This window comes from Citrobacter sp. BIDMC107, assembly GCF_001037575.1.
Classification (GTDB): domain Bacteria; phylum Pseudomonadota; class Gammaproteobacteria; order Enterobacterales; family Enterobacteriaceae; genus Citrobacter; species Citrobacter freundii.
In genome coordinates this window covers 181,725-204,037 of record NZ_KQ089849.1, presented here as the reverse complement: position 1 = coordinate 204,037, position 22,313 = coordinate 181,725, and the positions used below count along the sequence as shown (strand labels likewise).

Below are 22,313 nucleotides of genomic sequence, written 5' to 3'. Positions count from 1 at the left end.
TTAAATTCTTTATAAGTGGGTATTAAGGGGTATCCCCCCTGCTTAGCATGTTGCGTACGCCGTTCTCACAGGCTGTTGTCATGCCACAATACAAAAGTATGTTGTAACTAATTATAGACAAAAAAAAAGCGCGGTCTAACACCGCGCAATGGATAATCAACTTACACTTCATCCTTCAAACTGCTTCGCGTTGGCTGCGCTCGTTCTCCCCAGTCACTTACTTCTGTTAGCTCCTGGGGATTTCTCACTTGTCGCCTTGATGCAGTTAGAATGATTTTGTGTATACCACTTTTTTACTTTTTAGAATGACGTCCGTATACCGCCCAGGTGATAACCACACAAGCGACATAGAAGATCAGAAATACTTTCATCGCACCGACCGGAGAACCGGTTAATGCCAGGGACGTGCCAAATGCTTTCGGGATAAAGAAGCCGCCGATCGCACCAATAGCAGAGATAAAGCCCAACGCTGCCGCCGTATCGGTTGCCGCCTCGCGCATCGCTTTCTCTTCTGAACCACCTTCAGCTTTCACTCTGTCCATCGTCAGTTTGCGAAAGATTACGGAGATCATCTGGAAGGTTGAACCACTCCCCAGTCCGGCCGTCAGGAACAACGCCAGGAACACAGCGAAGAAGGCAATGAAGTTGCCGCCGACACCGTTTGATGGCAGCGTCAGGAACAATAAGGCACTGAAAATAGCCATCAGAATGAAGTTCACCAGCGTGACGCGGGTCCCGCCCAGACGGTCAGAGATTGCGCCGCCCGCAGAACGCGCCAGCGCACCAATGAACGGGCCAAAGAAGGCGTAATGCAGGATCTGCACCTCAGGGAACTGCGTTTTTGACAGCATCGCGAAACCGGCAGAGAAACCGATAAAGGAACCGAAGGTCGCCAGATACAGCAGGCTCATAATCCACAAATGCCCGCGTTTCAGCACCGGCAATTGCTCTTTCAGCGAGGCTTTGGAGGTTGCCAGTTCGTTCATACCGAACCATGCGGCCAGCGTGAAAATAGCGAGGAACGGCACCCAAATCCATGCGGCGTTTGCCAGATACAGCTGCGTGCCATCCGGTTGTTCAACCCCGTGGCTACCAAATACGGCGAAGATTGACAATGAAACCACCAGCGGCGCGACCAACTGCATCACGCTGACGCCCATGTTGCCCAGGCCACCGTTCAGACCCAGCGCGCCGCCCTGTTTCTGTTTTGGAAAGAAGAAGCTGATGTTTGCCATACTGGACGCAAAGTTCGCACCAGCGAAGCCGCACAGCAGGGAGATAATAATAAAGGTACTAAACGGCGTGGAGGTATCCTGCACCGCAAAACCTAACCATACGCAAGGAATGATCAGGATGCCGGTGCTAAATGCCGTCCAGCGACGTCCACCAAACAGGGGGACCATAAAGGAGTACGGAACACGCAGCAGCGCGCCGGACACCGAAGGTAATGCCGTCAGCATGAACAGCTGTTCAGTGGTGAAATCAAATCCGACTTTCGGTAAGTTCACCGCCACGGCGCTAAATAACATCCACACGCAAAACGCCAGCAGCAAGCAAGGGACGGAAATCCACAGGTTACGGCTGGCGATTCGTTGACCACGCTGCTGCCAGAAGGCGGGATCTTCCGGCCGCCATTCGGTAATTACAGCTCCAGATGCCCTTTCCGGGGCAGATGAGTGACTCATAGACACCTCTGATACTTGTTTCGATGCCTGCAACATTAGGGTTTACAGCTGGAGGTAAGTTGATATAAATCAAAGGAAAAGGTGTCATTATTCATGCCTAAAATTTATTATTACCCTTAATGAGTACATAACTTCGGTAAAAAAGATGTGGTTTTTCACGCTTCTGTCGCACCCTACTCCCCCTCGCCCAGGATCTCTCCCTCCACTGGCAATTAAGGGGTAGCCCGTTTGAGGTATGGGTATACTCCAGTGTATCGCCGAGAATAACGCCACTGCCTGCAGCAGAATCGTCATTCAATAAGGTTTTCTGTTCGACGAAAACCCGAAGGAACAAGTCACCATGTTTAAACGTTGTCTCTCCCCGCTTACGCTGGTCAACCAGGTGGCGCTGATTGTTTTATTGTCCACAGCCATCGGCGTGGCGGGTATGGCTGTCTCCGGCTGGCTGGTTCAGGGCGTTCAGGGTAGCGCCCATGCAATCAACAAAGCGGGATCGCTGCGCATGCAGAGTTATCGCCTGCTGGCAGCCGTACCGCTGGACGCTAGCGATCAACCGCTGCTGGATGAAATGGAGCAAACGGCGTTTAGCCCGGAGTTGACGCGTGCCGCAAAGCGAGATGGACAACAGGCGCAGTTAAAAGCATTACAGGATTACTGGCACACTGAACTTGCGCCGGGACTTGCGCATGCGCAAACGCCTGATGCGGTAGCGCAGGATGTGACGCGCTTTGTGGGCGGACTGGATAAATTGGTCACCGCCTTTGACCATACCACCGAATTACGCATTGAACGCGTCGTCCTGCTGCATCGCCTGATGGCCGTATTTATGGCATTGCTGCTGGTTTTCACCATTATCTGGCTGCGCGTGCGCCTGTTAGAGCCGTGGAAACAGCTGCTGTCGATGGCGCGAGCCGTCAGCCAGCGTGATTTTACCCAACGCGCGCATATCAGCGGTCGTAATGAGATGGCGGCTCTGGGCTCGGCGCTAAATAATATGTCGGAAGAACTGGCCGAAAGTTACGCTGTGCTGGAACAGCGAGTACAGGAGAAAACGGCGGGGCTGGAGCACAAAAATCAGATTCTTTCTTTTCTGTGGCAAGCTAACCGCCGCCTGCACTCTCAGGTGCCGTTGTGCGAACGCCTCTCTCCGGTACTGAATGGTTTGCAAAATTTGACCTTGCTGCATGATATTGAGCTCCGGGTTTACGACCTGGAAGATGAAGACAATCATCAGGAATTTACCTGTCAGTCAAATGCCAGCTGTGATGAGAAAGGTTGCCATCTGTGTCCTCGCGGAACGCTGCCCGCGATTGACGGCGGGATTACATTGAAGTGGCGGCTGACCGATGCGCATACCCAGTATGGTATTCTGCTCGCCACCTTGCCGAACGGACGCCATCTCAGCCACGATCAGCAGCAGCTGGTTGATACTCTGGTTGAGCAACTGACCGCAACGCTTGCGCTCGACAGGCATCAGGAGCGTCAACAGCAGTTGATTGTGATGGAAGAGCGTGCCACCATTGCGCGCGAACTTCATGATTCCATTGCACAATCGCTCTCTTGTATGAAGATGCAGGTTAGCTGTTTACAGATGCAGGGCGATGCGCTTTCAGATAACTGTCGCGAGTTGCTCAGCCAGATTCGTAACGAGCTAAATGCTTCATGGGCACAACTACGAGAACTGTTAACCACCTTCCGTTTACAGCTCACGGAACCTGGATTACGACCGGCGCTGGAAGCCAGCTGTCAGGAGTACAGCGCCCGTTTTGGATTTACGGTTAAGCTGGATTACCAGCTACCGCCACGCCTGGTCCCTTCGCATCAGGCGATTCACCTGCTACAAATTGCGCGCGAAGCCCTGAGCAACGCACTTAAACACTCTCAGGCCAATGAAGTGGTCGTGACGGTGGTGCAAAATGGCAAGCAGGTCAAACTGACAGTGCAAGATAACGGCTGCGGCGTACCGGAAAACGCCGAACGCAGTAACCACTACGGCATGATAATAATGCGCGACCGCGCGCAGAGCTTGCGCGGCGATTGCCGCGTACGCCGTCGCGAGACGGGCGGTACTGAAGTTGCTGTCACTTTTATTCCCGAAACAAACTTCACAGAAGTCCAAGGAGATACCCATGAGTAATCTGGAACCGGCAACTATCCTGTTGATCGACGATCATCCGATGCTGAGAACCGGTGTAAAACAGCTTGTCAGCATGGCGCCCGATATTACCGTTGTCGGCGAAGCCAGCAATGGTGAGCAGGGTATCGAGCTGGCTGAATCCCTTGATCCTGATCTGATCCTGCTTGATCTCAACATGCCCGGCATGAACGGTCTGGAAACCCTCGATAAGCTGCGTGAAAAATCACTGTCGGGCCGCATCGTTGTGTTTAGCGTATCCAATCATGAAGAAGATGTGGTTACCGCACTGAAGCGTGGTGCCGACGGTTACCTGCTGAAAGATATGGAGCCGGAAGATTTACTGAAAGCATTGCAGCAGGCTGCCGCTGGTGAAATGGTGCTGAGCGAAGCCTTAACCCCGGTTCTGGCCGCCAGCCTGCGCGCCAATCGCGCAACGTCCGACCGTGATGTTACTCAACTGACGCCGCGCGAACGCGATATTCTTAAACTCATCGCCCAGGGTCTGCCTAATAAGATGATCGCCCGCCGCCTCGACATCACCGAAAGCACAGTAAAAGTTCACGTGAAGCATATGCTGAAGAAAATGAAGCTCAAATCACGCGTTGAAGCCGCGGTATGGGTGCACCAGGAACGCATTTTCTGATAACGCGCTCATGCGTCATTGTTAACGAGGATCATTTTCCGAAACGGTAATAAACGGTTCGGTCAGTGATAGCGTGATCTCATTGGAAGAGACACGCTGGCCCTGCTCATCTTCTACCACCACAGACAACCGCCAGCGGTTTGTCGCACCTTCTCTGTTGTCCCACTTCGGCATAATAATCGTCCAACCCTGAGCGCTTCGGCTATTGCTGCCCGCCGTTAAGCTCAACGCCTGAGTATCACCCTGCCATGCCAGACGACGGATCCCATGCAAACTACGCACCTGCACCTTCAACGCCACCGTCTCACCAGGCTTGAGATCCCAGGGTGGCGTGGCCAAAAATACCGACAGTGTTTTACGCTGGCGATACTCCAGCGTCGGCAGATTGTTACGTTGTGGATCGTCATAACGACTGCCGCGCAGCGATCGACTGTTTGCCACCTCGCTTACCATCAGCTGTTTTTTTAGCGGCACACCAAAACGATAATTTAGCGTTAATCCGAGGTTATTCTGACTGACGCCATTTTCACCCTGCTTATGCTGTGCTGTCACGGTGATCAGCGGCACCGGCGTATAGCTCAATCCCAGATTCACCGCCACAGGATTGTGGTACCCGGTTCCGGAATGAAACAGATCCACCTGGTCACCAAAATACTGCTCCACGCTGACGCTGGTATTGAGATGTTGATAGAACGGCATGCGCATTTGCGCGGTCAGGTCGTATCCCCGGGCCATCCGTTGTTCTTGAGTTGCAAAACGATCCTGCCAGGAGGACAACGGTTGATAGTAATTAGCAGATAAACGGAGGTATTCACCCCACGCCTCTGCCCCCACGCCTCCCCGAGGCAGATTCTCATCCAGCAGGTTGTCATAAAAGGTGTTGTAACCCAGTAACCAACCGTCACGAACCCAGCGCTGCCCAATCCCCGCATTACTGACCAGGCCTCCGTCCTGTTGCGTCAGCCCCAACTGGCTCCATGTGAGATAACGTTGATTGTCCTGCCACGGGATAAACCAACTTCCCCGACTCCCGGTAAAGCTGCCTTCGTTATCCACCTGCAACCCGACGCTGGCGTTTCCCCAGGGAGAGAGCCAGGATTCCAGTTGCTGATTCACCTGTTCGCTGACCCTGTCGCGCACCTGGCCAAACGCAAACTGCTTCGCCTGTTCACCTGTATCAAGCCCGTTATCGGTCATGCTGGCTTCCCCAAACGCTTTGACCATTTCGGCAAAGTGCTTTTCGCCTGCCCGCGACTCCGGCGCCATACCAAGATCGGGCAAGCCATCACTATTGTTATCGAAAGGGTTTTCCGCCTGGTGAATAAATGACGATTGCGCGCTGGCAGTACCGCCTGCCAACGGCAAGAGTGCAAATACAGCGAGAGATAAATAAATATTACGGCTCAAATCGTTAGTGGTTTCTTATATCTATTAGCCACAGCGGCATACTTATCTTAAACCATAACGTCTTCAGTATTGATTTTCAGCCCTTCCTTCCTTTTTCGGCATTATCCTGGCATCTAGAAATAGGTGTAACATACGTGTCAGTTTTTAACGCTCACATGCAGCAAAAGGAGTAAAAATGCAAAAGATAGTGATCGTCGCGAACGGTGCAGCCTATGGAAGCGAATCGTTATTTAACAGCCTACGTCTGGCTATCGCCTTGCGCGAGCAGGAAGGGGATCTCGATCTGCGTTTGTTTTTAATGTCGGACGCGGTAACCGCGGGATTGCGTGGTCAAAAACCCGCGGAAGGATACAATATTCAGCAAATGCTGGAGATTCTGACGGCGCAAAATGTGCCGGTCAAACTGTGCAAAACCTGCACCGATGGCCGTGGAATCACCACGCTGCCGTTAATTGACGGAGTAGCCGTCGGCACGCTGGTTGAACTGGCTCAATGGACGCTGGCTGCAGATAAAGTGCTGACCTTCTGATACACCGCTTTCAGGCAAGCACACTGAAAGTGTCGATAATTTCCGGATTTAATCGTAGATGGGCGCGGTTTCGTTGAACGTTAGCACGCCCTTTCAATCCTTTTGAGGGATTTTGTCACTTTTGTTTAATCGTTATGCCATTTTTTGATCAAAATCAGCATCCCGTTGCTCCCCCTTTGGTGTTATGCAATGAGTGAAATGTGAACAACATCACGCAGCACTTTCGACAGAAAGTACGTTGTTTTCAAGAACGGGGTGAAAAATGGCATTAGTGAAGGCAAGTTTAAAGTTATTTGGTGGCGATACGGTGGTTGTGCGCTGTTCCGAGCGCTGTCACATCCATCTGATGAGCGAGAAAAATCACGTCAAAGACACGCAGTCCGACATCTTAAGCGTGCAGGATCGTGATAACGCATGGTTGACCGTGCCCTACACCGGCATCTGGAATGTGCTGATCGACAGCCACAGCCAGTCGCTAGAGCATTCAATAAGTTATATTGCAGCCTAAGCGTTAATTGCCCGAAAAGCGCCTGGCTTTCGGGCATTCAGTTCCCGGCTGGATTCAGGCAAACCCTGGCCGCATAACGCCTTCCGGCAGATTCTCTCCCAACAATCGTTTGACCGTGATCACCAGATCGTTAAGACAGTCATCCTGCATCCCCAACTTGACCAGCTCTTGTTCCAGCGAGAACAAATACTGGGCGTTGGTGCCTAAAGGTCCGCTCGCCGCAGCGATAAGCGGCGCAATCACCTGCGCGCGCGTGTCTGACTCAAACAGCGGGTGGCGAGGATCCATAATAAAGACCAGCGCGTTCACCGTCCGACCATCATCCAGCGCCAACTGGCACCAGGTGGGCAGATAGCATCCGGTGATCATTTCACGCTTCCACAGTAAAGAAAGCTCTTGTTCGAGCGATGCGTTAGGTAAGCGGTAGGCTACACCGGTAGTGCGTCCGCCCTCTTTCAAGGCCAACATGCGTCCTGGCTGACCCGCCGTTCCTCGCCCCGCCGTCAGGCGCAGGCAAAAAGCACGGTGCCAGCCAACTAACGTCCCGGTACAGGACTCATCAAACTCTAAGGCCGGATTCCACATCAACGATCCATAACCGAAGATCCACACCGGTCCATCATCGGGTCGGCAAGCAAGCGTGGCCGCCAGTGAGGCTGCCCGTTGTTCCGCTGACCAGAGTAGTGATTCTTCAATAGCACCAAATGCCGTCTTACAGTCGGCATTCAATAAAAAATCACGCGTTAACACCTTACACCTCCGCCACTGCTGCTTCCCTGCGACAACTTTTTTGACGCCTTCCGGGCTTTTTTACTGCTCATTTTGAAACCAATAGCTGGACAATAGGCAATTCGCCGCTAGCTTGCAAGGCAACAAAGCGTCAACGGCACTTTATATCCTCTCGCGTTGCTAAGCTCTGCACTATCATTTGTATCAGTAGTATCAGCAATTTTTGTTGACGTTAAAATCTAATGCTTTGTTATTTAAATACTCTATAAACAAGATATGCAATTTTATCCGCTTGGATGCAAAAATTGGTCCATGCCGTAAAATTACGTAAAACTAGATCGGAAATACCGAAAGATCTGTTATTTTTTACATTCTTTAATACTTTTATAATTATAAATACCTGCAGAGATGGAGAATTAGTTCAATGACACAAGTACATGAGGCGGTAAAAACCCGCCACAAGGAGACCTCTCTCGTCTTCCCGATTTTGGCGCTGGTAGTCCTGTTCTTCTGGGGGAGCAGTCAGTCACTACCAGTGGTCATCGGTATTAATGCGCTGGCCCTTATTGGTATATTAAGCAGCGCATTCAGCGTTGTCCGTCATGCGGATGTATTAGCACATCGACTTGGCGAACCCTACGGGTCACTGATCCTCAGCCTGTCCGTCGTTATTCTCGAAGTCAGCTTAATCTCCGCATTAATGGCGACCGGTGATGCTGCACCTACGCTCATGCGCGACACGTTGTACTCAATCATTATGATCGTCACCGGCGGTCTGGTCGGTTTTTCGTTACTATTGGGTGGCCGTAAATTTGCTACTCAGTATATGAATCTGTTTGGTATTAAACAGTATTTAATTGCCCTGTTCCCACTGGCCATTATTGTACTGGTGTTCCCAATGGCGTTACCGGGAGCGAATTTCACTACCGCCCAGGCGCTGCTGGTAGCATTAATTTCTGCAGCGATGTACGGCGTATTTTTACTGATTCAAACCAAAACGCACCAAAGCCTGTTCATTTACGAGCATGAAGATGAAGGCGACGATGACGACCCGCATCACGGCAAGCCATCAGCACACAGCAATATGTGGCACGCCGCCTGGCTTATCATTCATCTGATCGCCGTTATTGCCGTAACCAAGATGAACGCCAGCCCACTGGAGACCTTGCTGACTGAACTGAATGCCCCAGTGGCCTTTACCGGTTTCCTGGTTGCGTTACTCATCCTCTCTCCTGAAGGGCTGGGCGCGCTGAAAGCGGTTCTGAGCAATCAGGTACAGCGGGCGATGAATTTGTTCTTCGGTTCAGTATTAGCCACTATTTCACTAACCGTACCAGTGGTGACGCTGATCGCATGGGCAACCGGGAATGATTTGGTGTTTGCGCTGGGCGCGCCAGAGATGATTGTGATGGTTTCTTCACTGGTACTGTGCCATATCTCTTTTTCCACCGGACGCACCAATGTGCTTAACGGTGCGGCACATCTGGCGCTGTTTATCGCCTATCTGATGACGATATTTGCCTGATGAAAAAAGCCGGACACCGACATAACTTGTCGGGTCCGGCTTCTTATTTCCTTTCGTATACCTGATAAGCGCAAGCTCTATCAGGCACACAAAATGAATTAGTTCTCAGTATCCAGCTCGTCGAAGCTTTTCACCAGGTCATCAATCGCTTTAATCTGCGTCAGGAACTGTTCCAGTTTTGCCAGCGGCAGCGCGGATGGGCCATCGCATTTCGCATTGGCTGGATCCGGATGCGCTTCAATAAACAGACCCGCCAGACCTACCGCCATACCGGCGCGAGCCAGTTCGGTAACCTGCGCACGACGACCGCCGCTTGCTGCGCCAAACGGATCACGGCATTGCAGCGCATGGGTAACGTCAAAAATCACCGGTGAGTTGCCGGAGACTTTCTTCATCACGCTGAAGCCCAGCATGTCTACAACCAGGTTGTCATAACCAAAGTTCGCGCCACGGTCGCACAGAATAACCTTATCGTTACCACCTTCATGGAATTTATCCACGATATTGCCCATCTGGCCAGGGCTTACGAACTGCGGTTTCTTCACGTTGATAACGGCACCGGTTTTCGCCATCGCTTCCACCAGATCGGTCTGACGCGCGAGGAATGCCGGCAGCTGAATCACATCCACCACGTCAGCAACAGGCTGCGCCTGGCTGGCTTCGTGAACGTCGGTGATCACTTTTACGCCAAAAGTCTGCTTCAGTTCCTGGAAGATTTTCATCCCTTCTTCAAGGCCCGGTCCACGGTAAGAGTGGATGGAAGAACGGTTGGCTTTATCAAAGGAGGCTTTGAACACGTAAGGGATACCCAGCTTTTGAGTAACGGTTACGTAGTGCTCACAAATGCGCATCGCCAGATCGCGGGATTCCAGCACGTTCATTCCGCCAAACAGCACGAACGGCAGGTCATTTGCCACGTTGATGTCGCCAATGCTAACCACTTTTTGTTTCATAGGATCGCCTTAAACGGTAGGTAAAGTGTCATTAATCAATGCAATACAATTTGCTTGTGCGAAATAGTATTAATCTGCGCACGAATCATTTCGCTGATCGGGTCTTCCGGACACTGCTCAACGAAATAACTTAAATCGGTCAGCGCAACATGTTCACACTCGAGCTGCGCGTAGATTAATCCACGATCGCGTATTTCATACGGATCTTCAGGATTAAACTGTAATAGTGCTTCGCTGGCACGCAGCGCCAGCTCCATTTGCCGCTCTTCCATCAGCGATGATTTCAGCGTGTCGAGCAGCTTGCGGATTACTTCTGCATTATCCGCCTCATCCAGGTCTTCGTTAAACAGCTCCGCGACCGGGCTGATATTCCCCTTCAGCCACACTTCCAGCGTGTGCTCATTTAACGTTTCGCCATTGAACGGATTGATTAGCCACATTTCGCCATCGAGCGATTCAATACGCAGGATGAGTTGTGTCGGGAAAATCACCGGCACCAGCGGTAGCTCCAGTCGGTTGGCAATCCACAACAAGATAGCGCCCAGAGATACGGCGCTGCCCTGACGATTTTTCAGTACCTGGTCAAGCCATAATGCATCAGAAAGACGATAGACGCCGTGGGTATCCGTAAACCCCCATTCGCCGTAAAAAAGTGCCAGCAGTTTTTCCAGTTGCTCATCCTGAGACAGGAGCTGGCTAATTTCTTCTTGCGCCAGACTAACCAGACGTTCCAGTTCGTCATACACAGTTTGTGTTGGAAAATCCAGACGGATAGACTCCGACGCCAGGATCATCCCATCACACAATGGCGCTTTATTAAATTCGAAATCAGCTAACGACCTCATGCTTACCCCAGTAACGGTATTTTTGTGGTGGCGAGTTTAATGATGATGTACAGCACCACCAGCGCCAGCGGAAATGCGACTAATCGCGCCTGCTGACTGCGCGCCCGACGATAATCGAGCGCAATAAAACCCAAAACGATGTAAATGATAACCCCAAACAGCTTTTCAGTCAGCCATGTCCCGTGCTCAGTGAATGGCAGGATGTGCGCTTTAACCATTAACGCTATGCCGCTGAGTAATAAAACGGTATCGACAACCGGCGGCACGATGCGCGTCCAGCGCGCGCAGGCAAGGCGCGAGTCGGTGTAACGCCACCAAAAACGCAGCGTTAACAGACCAACAGAAAGCGCAATGCTGATGAGATGGACGTTGAGTAACACGCTGAAGGTACTCATGATGGGATGCGTCCAAGCGTAATTCGCTCGTTGCCGCCATAGTCGCGGCAGGTTTCAACCGCCTGGTAACCAGCATGAGTATAGGCGTCGCGGACTGCCTGTCCCTGCTGCCAGCCGTGCTCCAGCAACAGATAGCCGCCGGGCGTTAGCATTTGTCGAGACTGGTCAATGATATGCACGATATCCGCCATACCCTGCTCACCCGCCACCAGTGCCGATAGCGGCTCAAAACGTACATCGCCAAGCGCCAGGTGCGGGTCCTGTTCGTCGATATACGGCGGATTGCTGACAATCATGTCAAACTGCTGCCCCTGCAAAGCGCTGAACCAGTCGCTTTGCAGCACGCAAACATTGTCGATGGCCAGATGCTGTTTGTTGCGAGTTGCCAGCGCCACGGCATCGGGCATGCGGTCAACCGCGGTCACCGCGCAATCCGGACGCTCAGTTGCCAGCGCCAGCGCGATGGCGCCCGTGCCGGTTCCCAAATCGAGAATACGACACGCAGAGGCAGGCAGACGAGCCAGCGCCTGCTCAACAAGACACTCAGTATCCGGGCGTGGAATAAGCGTAGCCGGAGAGACAAACAGCGGCAGCGACCAGAACTCGCGCACGCCGGTCAGATGTGCCACCGGCTCACCCCGCTGACGGCGTTCCAGTAATGTATCGAGCCGTTGACACTGCGCCTCGGTTAACACCGTTTCGCCGAACGCCAGAATAAAGGTGCGCCCCTTACCGGTGACAAACTCGAGTAAAATCTCGGCGTCACGTCGCGGGCTTTCGCTTGCCTGTAATTGGCTTATCGCTTCACGCAGCCAGTGCTGATAATCCATTAATCCTGCTCGGACAACGCCGCCAGTTGGTCGGCCTGGTATTCCTGGACAATTGGCTCAATCAGCATATCCAGTTTGCCTTCCATCGCTTCATCCAGACGGTAGAGTGTCAGGTTAATGCGGTGATCGGTCACACGACCCTGCGGGAAGTTATAGGTGCGGTTACGATCGCTGCGATCGCCGCTGCCCAACAGGTTACGACGTTCAGAGGCTTCCGCCTGTTGACGTCTTGCCACTTCGGCGGCACGAATTCGCGCCCCCAGCACCGACATCGCTTTGGCTTTGTTTTTATGCTGTGAACGTTCGTCCTGGCATTCCACCACGATACCGGTCGGTAAGTGGGTAATACGGATTGCGGAGTCGGTGGTGTTAACGTGCTGACCGCCCGCGCCTGATGAACGGAAGGTATCAATACGCAGATCGGCCGGGTTGATATCCGGCAGTTCGGCATCCGGCAGTTCCGGCATGACAGCGACCGTACAGGCAGAAGTATGAATACGCCCCTGCGATTCCGTCGCAGGTACGCGCTGCACGCGATGGCCGCCGGACTCAAACTTCAGTCGCCCGTAAACGCCTTCGCCGCTAATCTTGGCAATGACTTCTTTAAACCCGCCATGTTCGCCTTCGCTGGCGCTCATGATCTCTACCCGCCAGCGACGCGATTCAGCGTAACGGCTGTACATGCGGAACAGATCGCCGGCAAACAGCGCCGCTTCATCACCACCGGTTCCCGCACGCACTTCGAGGAAAGCGTTACGTTCGTCATCGGGGTCTTTAGGTAACAGCAGGACCTGCAGATGCTGTTCCAGCTGCTCGCATTTCTCTTTTGCTTCGCGCAGTTCATCCTGCGCCATTTCACGCATTTCAGGATCGTCGAGCATCATCTGAGCCGTCTCGATATCTTCCTGAACCTGTTGCCAGTCCGTAAAACAGCGAGAGACATCGCTTAATTGCGCATATTCGCGCGACAGCGCACGAAAGCGATCCTGGTCTGCGATAGTACCCGCATCACCGAGCAGCGCCTGAACTTCTTCATGGCGTTCATGCAGGGCTTCCAGTTTGGCAACGATAGAAGGCTTCATAGGCGTAAATGCACCCTGTAAAAAATAAGATTGGTGTGCTGCTACTCCAGCCCGAGGCTGTCGCGCAGAATATTCAGGCGTTCACTATCCCCGTCACGGGCGGCCTGTTGAAGTGATTTGGTTGGTGCATGGATCAGGCGGTTGGTCAGTTTCCAGGCCAAATCCTGCATAATGGCTTGCGCATCACCGCCCTGCTGAAGAGCGGCCAACGCTTTAGCGGTCAGTTCATCACGGATCTGTTCTGACTGACTGCGATACTCGCGGATAGTGTCGCTTGCGCCCTGGGCGCGTAGCCAGGCCATAAACTCGCTGGCTTCCTGCTCCACAATCGTTTCGGCTTCCACCGCCGCCGCTTTGCGCTGGGCCAGGTTATGCGAAATGATGCTTTGCAGGTCATCAACACTGTACAGATAGGCGTTAGACAATTTACCCACTTCCGGCTCGACATCGCGCGGTACGGCGATATCCACCAGTAGCATAGGCTGATTGCGACGGTTTTTAAGCGCGCGTTCCACCATTCCTTTACCGATAATCGGCAGCGGACTGGCAGTAGAACTGATAATGATATCGGCATCCTGCAAACGCGCGTCGATATCACTCAGTGAAATCACCTCGGCGCCGACTTCATCCGCCAGCACCTGCGCACGCTCGCGCGTACGGTTGGCGATGATCATCTTCTTCACTTTATGCTCGCGCAAGTGTCGCGCTACCAGTTCGATGGTTTCGCCCGCACCGACTAACAGCACGGTTACCGTTGAGAGCGATTCAAATATCTGCCGCGCCAGAGTACAGGCGGCAAACGCCACCGACACGGCGCTGGCACCGATGTCAGTTTCTGTACGTACACGTTTAGCAACAGAGAATGATTTCTGGAACATGCGCTCCAGCGCACTGGCGTTCTGGTGGCCTTTTTGCGAATCCGCAAATGCTTTTTTCACCTGCCCCAAAATTTGCGGTTCACCGAGCACCAGTGAATCCAGACCACTGGCAACGCGCATCAAATGACTGACGGCGTCGTTGTCCTGGTGCCAGTACAGGCTATTACGTAGGTCTTCTTCATTGAGGTTATGGTATTCGCACAGCCAGCGAATCAGCGCTTCTCGCAGGTTATCCTGCTCTTCCACGCTGAGGTAAATCTCTGTGCGGTTACACGTCGACAGCACTACCCCGCCCTGCACCATTGGCAGCGCTTGCAGGCTGTCCAGCGCCTGATCGAGCGTATCCGGCGAAAACGTTACGCGTTCTCGCAGCGATACAGGTGCCGTTTTATGGTTAATACCAAGCGCTAAAAGGGTCATGTGTGCGGGAATAGTACCAGCGTTGATAAGGTTAGACTGGGTGCATCATACAGGATGCGTGCGGTCAATAAAAGAGACTGACCCCTTTTGGAGTAATAGCTTAGTGCACAAATTTAAGCGATTTAAGATAACTTGAACGTAGACGATGTCAGATGGTGGCGCTAGCATTGAGAGTTATAACTGCAACGTATCTCAAGGATTTGTCATCATTATGACCCTGCCTGATTTTCGCCTGATTCGCCTGCTGCCCCTTGCGGCCCTGGTTCTTAGTGCCTGTACCCTCAACGCGCCGAAAGGTCCCGGCAAAAGCCCCGATTCCCCGCAGTGGCGCCAGCACCAGCAGGAAGTACGCGCCCTGAACCAATATCAGACGCGCGGTGCGTTCGCTTATATCTCCGATCAACAGAAAGTGTATGCCCGCTTTTTCTGGCAGCAAACCGGTCAGGATCGCTATCGTCTGCTGCTGACCAACCCGCTGGGCAGCACGGAACTGGAACTCAACGCGCAGCCGGGCAACGTTGAACTTGTCGATAACAAAGGCAAGCACTACGCTGCCGACGACGCTGAAGAGATGATCGGCAAACTGACCGGCATGCCTATCCCATTGAATAGCCTGCGCCAGTGGATCCTCGGTCTGCCGGGAGATGCCACCGATTACAAACTCGATGATCAATATCGTCTAAGTGAAGTGAACTACAGCAAAGACGGTAAAAACTGGAAAGTGGCCTATAGCGGCTACGACAGCAAAACGCAGCCAGCGATGCCGGCAAACATGGAGCTGTCGGACGGCTCCCAGCGTATTAAGCTAAAAATGGATAACTGGATTGTGAAATGATGACTCATTGGCCCTCTCCGGCAAAACTGAATCTGTTTTTATACATCACCGGACAACGTACGGACGGTTACCATTCGCTGCAAACGCTATTTCAGTTTCTTGATTATGGCGACACGATAGATATTGCGCTGCGTGGCGACGGCGAAATCCGCCTGTTAACCCCGGTGGAAGGCGTTGCGCACGAAGACAACCTGATCGTCCGTGCGGCACGTTTGCTGATGAAGGTAGCATCTGAAAACAATCGCCTTCCCAAAGGGAGCGGTGCGGACATCAGTATCGACAAACGCCTGCCGATGGGCGGCGGCCTCGGCGGTGGTTCATCAAATGCGGCAACCGTTCTGGTGGCGCTTAACCATCTCTGGCAGTGTGGACTTTCGATTGATGAACTGGCGGCACTCGGTTTAACCCTAGGGGCGGATGTTCCCGTGTTCGTGCACGGCCATGCGGCCTTTGCCGAAGGTGTTGGAGAAATTCTGACGCCGGTCGAGCCTGAAGAAAAGTGGTATCTGGTTGCTCACCCGGGAGTCAGCATTCCGACACCGGTGATTTTTAACGATCCCGACCTCCCGCGCAACACGCCAAAAAGGTCAATAAAAACGTTACTAAAATGTGAATTCGGCAATGATTGCGAGGTTATCGCAAGAAAACGTTTTCGCGAGGTTGATGCGGCGCTTTCCTGGCTGTTAGAATACGCGCCGTCGCGCCTGACTGGTACAGGGGCTTGTGTCTTTGCTGAATTTGACACTGAGTCTCGTGCTCGCCAGGTGCTTGAGCAAGCCCCGGAATGGCTCAAAGGCTTTGTGGCGAAAGGCGTCAACCTCTCCCCATTGCACAGAGCGTTACTCTAAATCCTTCTGGTTTCAGGAAGATGGCGAAATGACGAACCGCCAGGAGCATACAAAAGTATGTGACTGATGTGAGGAATTAATGCCAGCGAACATGAAACACGAAGGATAACGAGTAAACCGGGCAAGCTGAGTTGCGGTGACAACGTCACCCTGTTCCAGACGTTGCATCGCGCTCTTTAATACACCGCATGGAGAGGATACTGCCTGGCCCGCACAGTTTTCGGCAGATTCTTTCCACCAATGGACGCATGCCTGAGGTTCTTCTCGTGCCTGATATGAAGCTTTTTGCTGGTAACGCCACCCCGGAACTAGCACAACGTATTGCCAACCGCCTGTACACTTCACTCGGCGACGCCGCTGTAGGTCGCTTTAGCGACGGCGAAGTCAGCGTACAAATTAATGAAAATGTACGCGGTGGTGATATTTTCATCATCCAGTCCACTTGTGCCCCTACTAACGACAACCTGATGGAATTGGTCGTTATGGTTGATGCGCTGCGCCGTGCTTCCGCAGGCCGTATCACCGCCGTTATTCCTTACTTCGGCTATGCACGTCAGGATCGTCGCGTACGTTCCGCTCGTGTACCGATTACCGCTAAAGTCGTCGCTGATTTCCTGTCCAGCGTTGGCGTTGACCGCGTCCTCACCGTTGACCTGCATGCTGAACAGATCCAGGGCTTCTTCGATGTACCGGTTGATAACGTATTCGGTAGCCCGATCCTGTTAGAAGACATGCTGCAGCTGAACCTGGACAACCCGATTGTGGTTTCTCCAGATATCGGTGGCGTCGTGCGTGCCCGCGCTATCGCTAAACTGCTGAACGATACCGATATGGCTATCATCGACAAACGTCGCCCGCGTGCGAACGTTTCTCAGGTGATGCACATTATTGGTGACGTTGCAGGTCGTGACTGCGTGCTGGTTGATGACATGATCGATACCGGCGGTACGCTGTGCAAAGCAGCAGAAGCACTGAAAGAACGTGGTGCAAAACGCGTATTTGCTTACGCAACCCACCCGATCTTCTCAGGTAATGCGGCAAACAACCTGCGCAACTCTGTTATTGATGAAGTCGTTGTCTGTGACACCATTCCACTGACTGACGAAATCAAAGCACTGCCAAACGTGCGTACATTGACCCTGTCGGGTATGCTGGCCGAAGCGATTCGTCGTATCAGCAACGAAGAATCCATCTCTGCTATGTTCGAGCATTAATCGAGCCCGGCTCAAAAACCCGCTGCGGCGGGTTTTTTTATCTGTAATATTTATTTGTATGACTTTTGCCTCCTTCACCTGCCATTCAGTTGACAGATGATGCGCCCATGGATGAAACATTATTGTGAACAGATTATTTTCCTCACATGTGATGCCTTTCCGCGCCCTCATCGACGCTTGTTGGAAAGAAAAATATACTGCTTCCCGCTTCACCCGCGACCTGATCGCCGGGATAACGGTTGGGATCATTGCCATTCCACTGGCGATGGCGCTGGCAATAGGCAGTGGCGTTGCTCCGCAGTACGGTCTGTATACCTCAGCCGTTGCTGGGATTGTTATCGCCCTTACCGGGGGCTCGCGCTTTAGCGTATCTGGCCCAACCGCCGCCTTCGTGGTGATTCTGTATCCGGTGTCGCAACAGTTTGGGCTGGCAGGCCTGCTGGTTGCCACACTCATGTCCGGGATATTCCTGATCCTTTTCGGCCTCGCCCGCTTTGGTCGTTTGATCGAATATATTCCGGTCTCCGTGACGTTAGGTTTTACCTCAGGTATCGGTATCACCATCGGTACTATGCAGATTAAAGATTTTCTCGGCCTGCAAATGACCCACGTGCCAGAGCACTATTTGCAGAAGGTGGGCGCGCTATTTATGGCTTTGCCGACCATCAACGTGGGTGATGCCGCGATTGGCATGGTGACACTGGGGATCCTGATTTTCTGGCCGCGTTTGGGTATCCGATTACCGGGCCACCTTCCCGCACTCCTGGCAGGCTGTGCGGTAATGGGTATCGTGAACCTGACCGGCGGCCATGTCGCCACCATCGGATCTCAGTTCCACTATATTCTGGCTGACGGCTCGCAGGGCAATGGTATCCCACAGTTGCTGCCGCAACTGGTATTACCGTGGAATATGCCAGAGTCAAACTTTACGCTGAGCTGGAGCTCGTTACAGGCGCTGTTACCGGCAGCATTCTCGATGGCAATGCTCGGGGCGATCGAATCTCTGCTGTGCGCCGTCGTACTCGATGGGATGACCGGCACCAAACACAAAGCTAACAGTGAGCTGATTGGTCAGGGACTGGGCAACATCGTCGCACCGTTCTTTGGCGGTATCACCGCCACGGCGGCAATTGCCCGTTCTGCGGCAAACGTCCGCGCGGGTGCAACATCGCCAATCTCAGCGGTTATCCATGCGATTCTGGTGATCCTAGCCCTGTTGGTGCTTGCACCGCTGCTTTCCTGGTTACCGCTTTCCGCCATGGCCGCCCTGCTGCTAATGGTGGCATGGAACATGAGTGAAGCGCATAAAGTGGTGGATTTGCTGCGTCATGCGCCGAAAGACGACATCATCGTCATGCTGATGTGTATGTCGCTGACGGTGCTGTTCGATATGGTTATCGCCATCAGCGTCGGTATCGTTCTTGCATCTCTACTGTTTATGCGTCGTATTGCGCGCATGACGCGTCTGGCGCCGGTCAACGTAGACGTACCGGACGATGTGCTGGTGTTGCGCGTCATTGGCCCGCTATTCTTTGCCGCGGCGGAAGGATTATTTACCGATCTCGAGTCGCGTATTGAAGGTAAACGCATCGTAGTCTTGAAGTGGGACGCGGTCCCGGTACTGGATGCCGGTGGTCTGGACGCTTTCCAGCGTTTTGTGAAAAAACTGCCTGAAGGCTGCGAGCTGCGGGTATCTAACCTGGAATTTCAGCCGCTGCGCACCATGGCGCGCGCGGGTATTCAGCCGATCCCCGGTCGTCTGGCATTCTTCCCGAATAAAGACGCCGCTTTAGCGGATATTAAATAGCAAAAAGGCTCCCGTGAACGGGAGCCTTTTTATTGCCGGATGAGGTTCGCTTATCCGGCCCACAAAACCCAAACATTGCACCGAACCCGTAGGCCCGGTAAACGCAGTGCCACCAGGCAATTACGCGTTTAAAATGCTCAATGCCGTTGCCTTAACGCTGGCCAGCAGGACTTTCACATCCTCCAGGCACACCGTCGGGTTCAGTAGCGTCAGCTTCAGGCAGGTGATGCCATCCGCTTCGGTCACGCCGACGTTGGCGCTACCGGAAGCCAGCAGCACGTCGCCAATACGCTGGTTCAGCAGCGCAACGAACGCCATATCATCGCTTTCAGGACGGAAGCGGAACAGCACGCTTGCCAGCTGTGGTTCCATCACCAGTTCAAGATGCGACTGGGTTTTGACAAACTCAGCAACATCACGCGCCAGCGTTACGCCATTATCAATGATTTCGGCATACTGCTTTTTGCCCAGCGCTTCGAGGCCCATCCACAGCTTCAGCGCATCGAAACGACGCGTGGTCTGCAGCGACTTCGATACCAGGTTTGGTACGCCAGCCTCTTCATCGAAATCAGAGTTCAGGTACGCCGCCTGGTAACGCATCAGCTCGTAGTGGCGCGCATCTTTTAACAGGAACGCACCGCAGCTGATGGTCTGGAAGAACTGCTTGTGGAAATCCAGCGTCACGGAATCTGCCAGCTCAAGGCCGTTGAGGAAGTGACGATACTGCTCAGAAAGCAGTAACGCCCCGCCCCATGCCGCATCCACGTGCATCCAGATCTGATGTTCTGCCGCCAGCGCCGCAATATCCGCTAACGGATCGATGGCGCCCGCATCTGTCGTGCCAGCCGTCGCGACAATGACCATCACCTGCTCGCCGTTGGCTTTCGCCTGGGCCAGCTTGTCTTTCAGGTCAGCCAGATCCATGCGTGAAAACGCATCGGTCTTCACCTGGGTGACGGAGCGGTAGCCCAGCCCCATTAGCGCCATGTTCTTCTGCACGGAGAAGTGCGCGCTTTCAGAGCAGAACACTTTAATTTTGCTCAGATCACCGGTCAGACCATCTTGCTGAATGGAATGTCCCTGGCGAGCAAAGAAGGCGTCGCGCGCCAGCATCAGGCCCATCAGGTTACTCTGGGTGCCGCCGCTGGTGAATACGCCCGCATCGCCTGCCGCATAACCCACCTGCTCACGTAGCCATTCGATCAGTTTGATCTCAATGATCGTGGCCGACGGGCTTTGGTCCCAGGAGTCCATACTCTGGTTAGTGGCGTTGATCAGCACTTCCGCCGCCTGGCTAATCACCAGACTTGGGCAGTGCAGGTGCGCCACGCACTGAGCATGGTGAACCAACAGGCTGTCTTTGAGAAAGTATTCAACCGCACGCTCAATAGCGGCCTGGTTGCCCAGGCCCTGAGACGTAAAATTCAGGTTGATACGTTCACGCAGTTGCTCAACGGTTTTGCCCTGATACATCTCAGGCTGCTTCAACCATTCAACGACCGCTTGCGTACTCTGCTCGATAGCGTCCTGATAGGCGGCGATGCTTTGCGCCGAGCCGGACAGAATCGGGTTTACGTCTGACATTCGATCCAACTCCGTTTAAACCGGCTTCACGCCAGCGCCCAGCAGGGCGTTTTCGAATTTATCGAGGAAAATTTCCAGCTCAGCGTTGGTGATCAGCAGAGACGGCAGCAGACGCAGCACGCAGCCGTTGCGGCCACCACGCTCCAGAATCAGCCCGTTTTCGAAGCATTTCTTCTGCAGCAACGCAGACAGCTCGCCATCAGCCGGGTAGCAACCCATATGATCCTGCGCTTCGTTCGGCTTCACGATTTCCAGGCCGATCATCAGGCCCAGACCACGCACCTGACCGATAACCGGGTAGCGTTTCTGCAGGTCAGTCAGTTTGCCTTTCAGCCATTCGCCCTGGGCGGCAACTTTATCGGCAATCTTGTCGTCTTTGAGGATCTTCAGCGTTGTCAGACCGGTCGCCATCGCCAGTTGGTTGCCGCGGAAAGTGCCAGTGTGGTGGCCCGGAGCCCACGCATCGAATTGCTTTTTAATGCCCAGTACCGCCAGTGGCAGACCGCCGCCAACCGCTTTGGACATCACGATGATATCAGGTTCAATACCGGCGTGTTCGAAGGCGAACAGTTTACCGGTACGTGCAAAGCCAGCCTGAACTTCATCGATGATCAGCAGAATGCCGTGTTCCTGAGTCACTTTACGAATGCGTTGCAGCCATTCGACCGGAGCCGGGTTCACGCCGCCTTCGCCCTGCACGGCTTCAAGGATCACGGCCGCAGGTTTACGCACGCCGCTTTCAACGTCGTTGATCAGGTTTTCGAAGTAATAGGTTAATGCTTTAACGCCAGCCTCGCCGCCGATACCCAGCGGGCAACGGTACTGATGTGGATACGGCATAAACTGCACTTCCGCCATCATATTGCTGACCGCTTCTTTCGGCGACAGGTTACCGGTCACGGACAGCGCGCCGTGTGTCATCCCGTGGTAGCCACCGGAGAAACTGATGATGCTGGAACGACCAGTAACTTTCTTCGCCAGCTTCAGCGCCGCTTCAACGGCATCTGCGCCGGACGGACCGGTGAACTGCAGGCAATATTCTTTGCCCTGGCCCGGTAATAAAGAAAGTAAATATGATGAGAATTCATCTTTTAACGGCGTGGTAAGGTCAAGCGTATGTAACGGTAAGCCGCTTGTGATGACACTTTGAATGCTCTGCAGCACTTCAGGATGGTTATGACCAAGCGCCAGGGTTCCGGCACCTGCCAGGCAATCAAGATATTGATTATTTTCTACATCAGTAATCCAGACGCCCTGCGCTTTAGCGATTGCTAATGGCAGTTTACGTGGATAGCTGCGGACATTAGATTCAAACTCAGCCTGTCTTGCTAAAAAGGTATCATTGCTCTGTGGTAATGAATTAGCACTTAAAGTATCAATACGGACTTTATCCGTCATCATATCACTCCTACAACCAGGTGTAGATTAACGCCTGATTGAATAAATGGTTATAAGGATT

General features: G+C 53.1%; 20 protein-coding genes. 9 read left to right on the top strand and 11 right to left on the bottom strand.

What is annotated here, in order from left to right; genetic code table 11:
* Positions 1 to 293: 293 nt before the first annotated feature.
* Positions 294 to 1,685 carry a nitrate transporter NarK gene (gene narK, locus SK39_RS21860; RefSeq protein WP_048217493.1) on the bottom strand — a complete coding sequence of 464 codons (1,392 nt, stop codon included), beginning with the start codon at positions 1,683 to 1,685 and terminating at the stop codon, positions 294 to 296.
* A gap of 340 nt (positions 1,686 to 2,025) precedes the next feature.
* Here narK and narX point away from each other — a divergent pair, with 340 nt between their 5' ends.
* Both narX and narL read left to right on the top strand, forming a co-directional pair.
* Entirely contained in the window at positions 2,026 to 3,822 is a 1,797-nt protein-coding gene (narX, locus tag SK39_RS21855; RefSeq protein ID WP_003020754.1) for a nitrate/nitrite two-component system sensor histidine kinase NarX, read from the top strand.
* Positions 3,815 to 4,465 (top strand): two-component system response regulator NarL, encoded by a 651-nt coding sequence (gene narL / locus SK39_RS21850; RefSeq protein WP_003020756.1) that lies wholly within the window; start codon positions 3,815 to 3,817, stop codon positions 4,463 to 4,465. The genes narX and narL overlap by 8 nt, the downstream gene beginning before the upstream one ends.
* Before the next feature lie 21 nt (positions 4,466 to 4,486).
* On the opposite strand, the gene SK39_RS21845 is transcribed toward narL, so the two are convergent.
* On the bottom strand, positions 4,487 to 5,872 hold the full coding sequence (locus tag SK39_RS21845) for a YchO/YchP family invasin (protein ID WP_044700186.1): 1,386 nt from the start codon (positions 5,870 to 5,872) through the stop codon (positions 4,487 to 4,489).
* Positions 5,873 to 6,047: 175 nt separating this feature from the next.
* On the opposite strand from SK39_RS21845, the gene SK39_RS21840 reads away from it, so the two are divergent.
* Together SK39_RS21840 and SK39_RS21835 are read left to right on the top strand one after the other, a co-directional pair.
* Complete coding sequence (locus tag SK39_RS21840) at positions 6,048 to 6,401, top strand: DsrE/DsrF/TusD sulfur relay family protein (RefSeq protein WP_003020761.1); 354 nt, start codon at positions 6,048 to 6,050, stop codon at positions 6,399 to 6,401.
* A 262-nt stretch (positions 6,402 to 6,663) separates the two neighbouring features.
* Entirely contained in the window at positions 6,664 to 6,909 is a 246-nt protein-coding gene (locus SK39_RS21835; protein WP_003020763.1) for a DUF1883 domain-containing protein, read from the top strand.
* Between the two features lie 54 nt (positions 6,910 to 6,963).
* On the opposite strand, the gene SK39_RS21830 is transcribed toward SK39_RS21835, so the two are convergent.
* Positions 6,964 to 7,659, bottom strand: coding sequence for a gamma-glutamylcyclotransferase (locus SK39_RS21830; RefSeq protein WP_003020766.1), 696 nt, complete (start codon positions 7,657 to 7,659; stop codon positions 6,964 to 6,966).
* Positions 7,660 to 8,062: 403 nt separating this feature from the next.
* On the opposite strand from SK39_RS21830, the gene chaA reads away from it, so the two are divergent.
* On the top strand, positions 8,063 to 9,163 hold the full coding sequence (chaA, locus tag SK39_RS21825; protein ID WP_003020769.1) for a sodium-potassium/proton antiporter ChaA: 1,101 nt from the start codon (positions 8,063 to 8,065) through the stop codon (positions 9,161 to 9,163).
* A gap of 98 nt (positions 9,164 to 9,261) precedes the next feature.
* Here the strand turns inward: chaA and kdsA are convergent, their stop codons facing one another.
* From kdsA to hemA, 6 genes are read right to left on the bottom strand one after another with little or no spacing between them, the layout of a single operon-like run.
* Positions 9,262 to 10,116 carry a 3-deoxy-8-phosphooctulonate synthase gene (kdsA, locus tag SK39_RS21820; RefSeq protein ID WP_003020772.1) on the bottom strand — a complete coding sequence of 285 codons (855 nt, stop codon included), beginning with the start codon at positions 10,114 to 10,116 and terminating at the stop codon, positions 9,262 to 9,264.
* Positions 10,117 to 10,151: 35 nt separating this feature from the next.
* On the bottom strand, positions 10,152 to 10,961 hold the full coding sequence (gene sirB1 / locus SK39_RS21815; RefSeq protein WP_003020775.1) for an invasion regulator SirB1: 810 nt from the start codon (positions 10,959 to 10,961) through the stop codon (positions 10,152 to 10,154).
* Positions 10,962 to 10,963: 2 nt separating this feature from the next.
* Entirely contained in the window at positions 10,964 to 11,356 is a 393-nt protein-coding gene (gene sirB2, locus SK39_RS21810) for an invasion regulator SirB2 (RefSeq protein WP_003020779.1), read from the bottom strand.
* Complete coding sequence (gene prmC, locus SK39_RS21805; RefSeq protein WP_048217492.1) at positions 11,353 to 12,186, bottom strand: peptide chain release factor N(5)-glutamine methyltransferase; 834 nt, start codon at positions 12,184 to 12,186, stop codon at positions 11,353 to 11,355. Before prmC ends, sirB2 begins: the two co-directional genes overlap by 4 nt.
* Complete coding sequence (gene prfA, locus SK39_RS21800; RefSeq protein ID WP_003020786.1) at positions 12,186 to 13,268, bottom strand: peptide chain release factor 1; 1,083 nt, start codon at positions 13,266 to 13,268, stop codon at positions 12,186 to 12,188. The genes prmC and prfA overlap by 1 nt, the downstream gene beginning before the upstream one ends.
* Before the next feature lie 41 nt (positions 13,269 to 13,309).
* Entirely contained in the window at positions 13,310 to 14,566 is a 1,257-nt protein-coding gene (hemA, locus tag SK39_RS21795; protein WP_003020789.1) for a glutamyl-tRNA reductase, read from the bottom strand.
* A 211-nt stretch (positions 14,567 to 14,777) separates the two neighbouring features.
* On the opposite strand from hemA, the gene lolB reads away from it, so the two are divergent.
* The 4 genes from lolB (at position 14,778) to dauA (ending at position 19,270) form a co-directional block, all read left to right on the top strand.
* A complete protein-coding gene (gene lolB / locus SK39_RS21790; RefSeq protein ID WP_016150355.1) occupies positions 14,778 to 15,401 on the top strand; it encodes a lipoprotein insertase outer membrane protein LolB in 624 nt (207 codons plus the stop codon).
* Positions 15,398 to 16,249 carry a 4-(cytidine 5'-diphospho)-2-C-methyl-D-erythritol kinase gene (gene ispE / locus SK39_RS21785; RefSeq protein ID WP_016150356.1) on the top strand — a complete coding sequence of 284 codons (852 nt, stop codon included), beginning with the start codon at positions 15,398 to 15,400 and terminating at the stop codon, positions 16,247 to 16,249. The genes lolB and ispE overlap by 4 nt, the downstream gene beginning before the upstream one ends.
* Before the next feature lie 266 nt (positions 16,250 to 16,515).
* Positions 16,516 to 17,463, top strand: coding sequence for a ribose-phosphate diphosphokinase (gene prs / locus SK39_RS21780; protein WP_001518537.1), 948 nt, complete (start codon positions 16,516 to 16,518; stop codon positions 17,461 to 17,463).
* Positions 17,464 to 17,587: 124 nt separating this feature from the next.
* Positions 17,588 to 19,270 (top strand): C4-dicarboxylic acid transporter DauA, encoded by a 1,683-nt coding sequence (dauA, locus tag SK39_RS21775; protein WP_071701111.1) that lies wholly within the window; start codon positions 17,588 to 17,590, stop codon positions 19,268 to 19,270.
* 120 nt (positions 19,271 to 19,390) lie between these two features.
* On the opposite strand, the gene SK39_RS21770 is transcribed toward dauA, so the two are convergent.
* Positions 19,391 to 20,854, bottom strand: coding sequence for a pyridoxal phosphate-dependent decarboxylase family protein (locus tag SK39_RS21770; RefSeq protein WP_048217490.1), 1,464 nt, complete (start codon positions 20,852 to 20,854; stop codon positions 19,391 to 19,393).
* Positions 20,855 to 20,869: 15 nt separating this feature from the next.
* Positions 20,870 to 22,255, bottom strand: a complete 1,386-nt coding sequence (locus tag SK39_RS21765; RefSeq protein ID WP_048217489.1) for a diaminobutyrate--2-oxoglutarate transaminase — start codon at positions 22,253 to 22,255, stop codon at positions 20,870 to 20,872.
* Between the last annotated feature and the right edge of the window lie 58 nt (positions 22,256 to 22,313).

What these genes read in the sequence shown, in the direction of transcription:
- narK (WP_048217493.1), bottom strand. Translation starts at nt 1,685, where the DNA reads ATGAGTCACTCATCTGCCCCGGAAAGGGCATCTGGAGCTGTAATTACC.
- narX (WP_003020754.1), top strand. Translation starts at nt 2,026, where the DNA reads ATGTTTAAACGTTGTCTCTCCCCGCTTACGCTGGTCAACCAGGTGGCG.
- narL (WP_003020756.1), top strand. Translation starts at nt 3,815, where the DNA reads ATGAGTAATCTGGAACCGGCAACTATCCTGTTGATCGACGATCATCCG.
- SK39_RS21840 (WP_003020761.1), top strand. Translation starts at nt 6,048, where the DNA reads ATGCAAAAGATAGTGATCGTCGCGAACGGTGCAGCCTATGGAAGCGAA.
- SK39_RS21835 (WP_003020763.1), top strand. Translation starts at nt 6,664, where the DNA reads ATGGCATTAGTGAAGGCAAGTTTAAAGTTATTTGGTGGCGATACGGTG.
- chaA (WP_003020769.1), top strand. Translation starts at nt 8,063, where the DNA reads ATGACACAAGTACATGAGGCGGTAAAAACCCGCCACAAGGAGACCTCT.
- kdsA (WP_003020772.1), bottom strand. Translation starts at nt 10,116, where the DNA reads ATGAAACAAAAAGTGGTTAGCATTGGCGACATCAACGTGGCAAATGAC.
- sirB1 (WP_003020775.1), bottom strand. Translation starts at nt 10,961, where the DNA reads ATGAGGTCGTTAGCTGATTTCGAATTTAATAAAGCGCCATTGTGTGAT.
- sirB2 (WP_003020779.1), bottom strand. Translation starts at nt 11,356, where the DNA reads ATGAGTACCTTCAGCGTGTTACTCAACGTCCATCTCATCAGCATTGCG.
- prmC (WP_048217492.1), bottom strand. Translation starts at nt 12,186, where the DNA reads ATGGATTATCAGCACTGGCTGCGTGAAGCGATAAGCCAATTACAGGCA.
- prfA (WP_003020786.1), bottom strand. Translation starts at nt 13,268, where the DNA reads ATGAAGCCTTCTATCGTTGCCAAACTGGAAGCCCTGCATGAACGCCAT.
- hemA (WP_003020789.1), bottom strand. Translation starts at nt 14,566, where the DNA reads ATGACCCTTTTAGCGCTTGGTATTAACCATAAAACGGCACCTGTATCG.
- lolB (WP_016150355.1), top strand. Translation starts at nt 14,778, where the DNA reads ATGACCCTGCCTGATTTTCGCCTGATTCGCCTGCTGCCCCTTGCGGCC.
- ispE (WP_016150356.1), top strand. Translation starts at nt 15,398, where the DNA reads ATGATGACTCATTGGCCCTCTCCGGCAAAACTGAATCTGTTTTTATAC.
- SK39_RS21770 (WP_048217490.1), bottom strand. Translation starts at nt 20,854, where the DNA reads ATGTCAGACGTAAACCCGATTCTGTCCGGCTCGGCGCAAAGCATCGCC.
- SK39_RS21765 (WP_048217489.1), bottom strand. Translation starts at nt 22,255, where the DNA reads ATGATGACGGATAAAGTCCGTATTGATACTTTAAGTGCTAATTCATTA.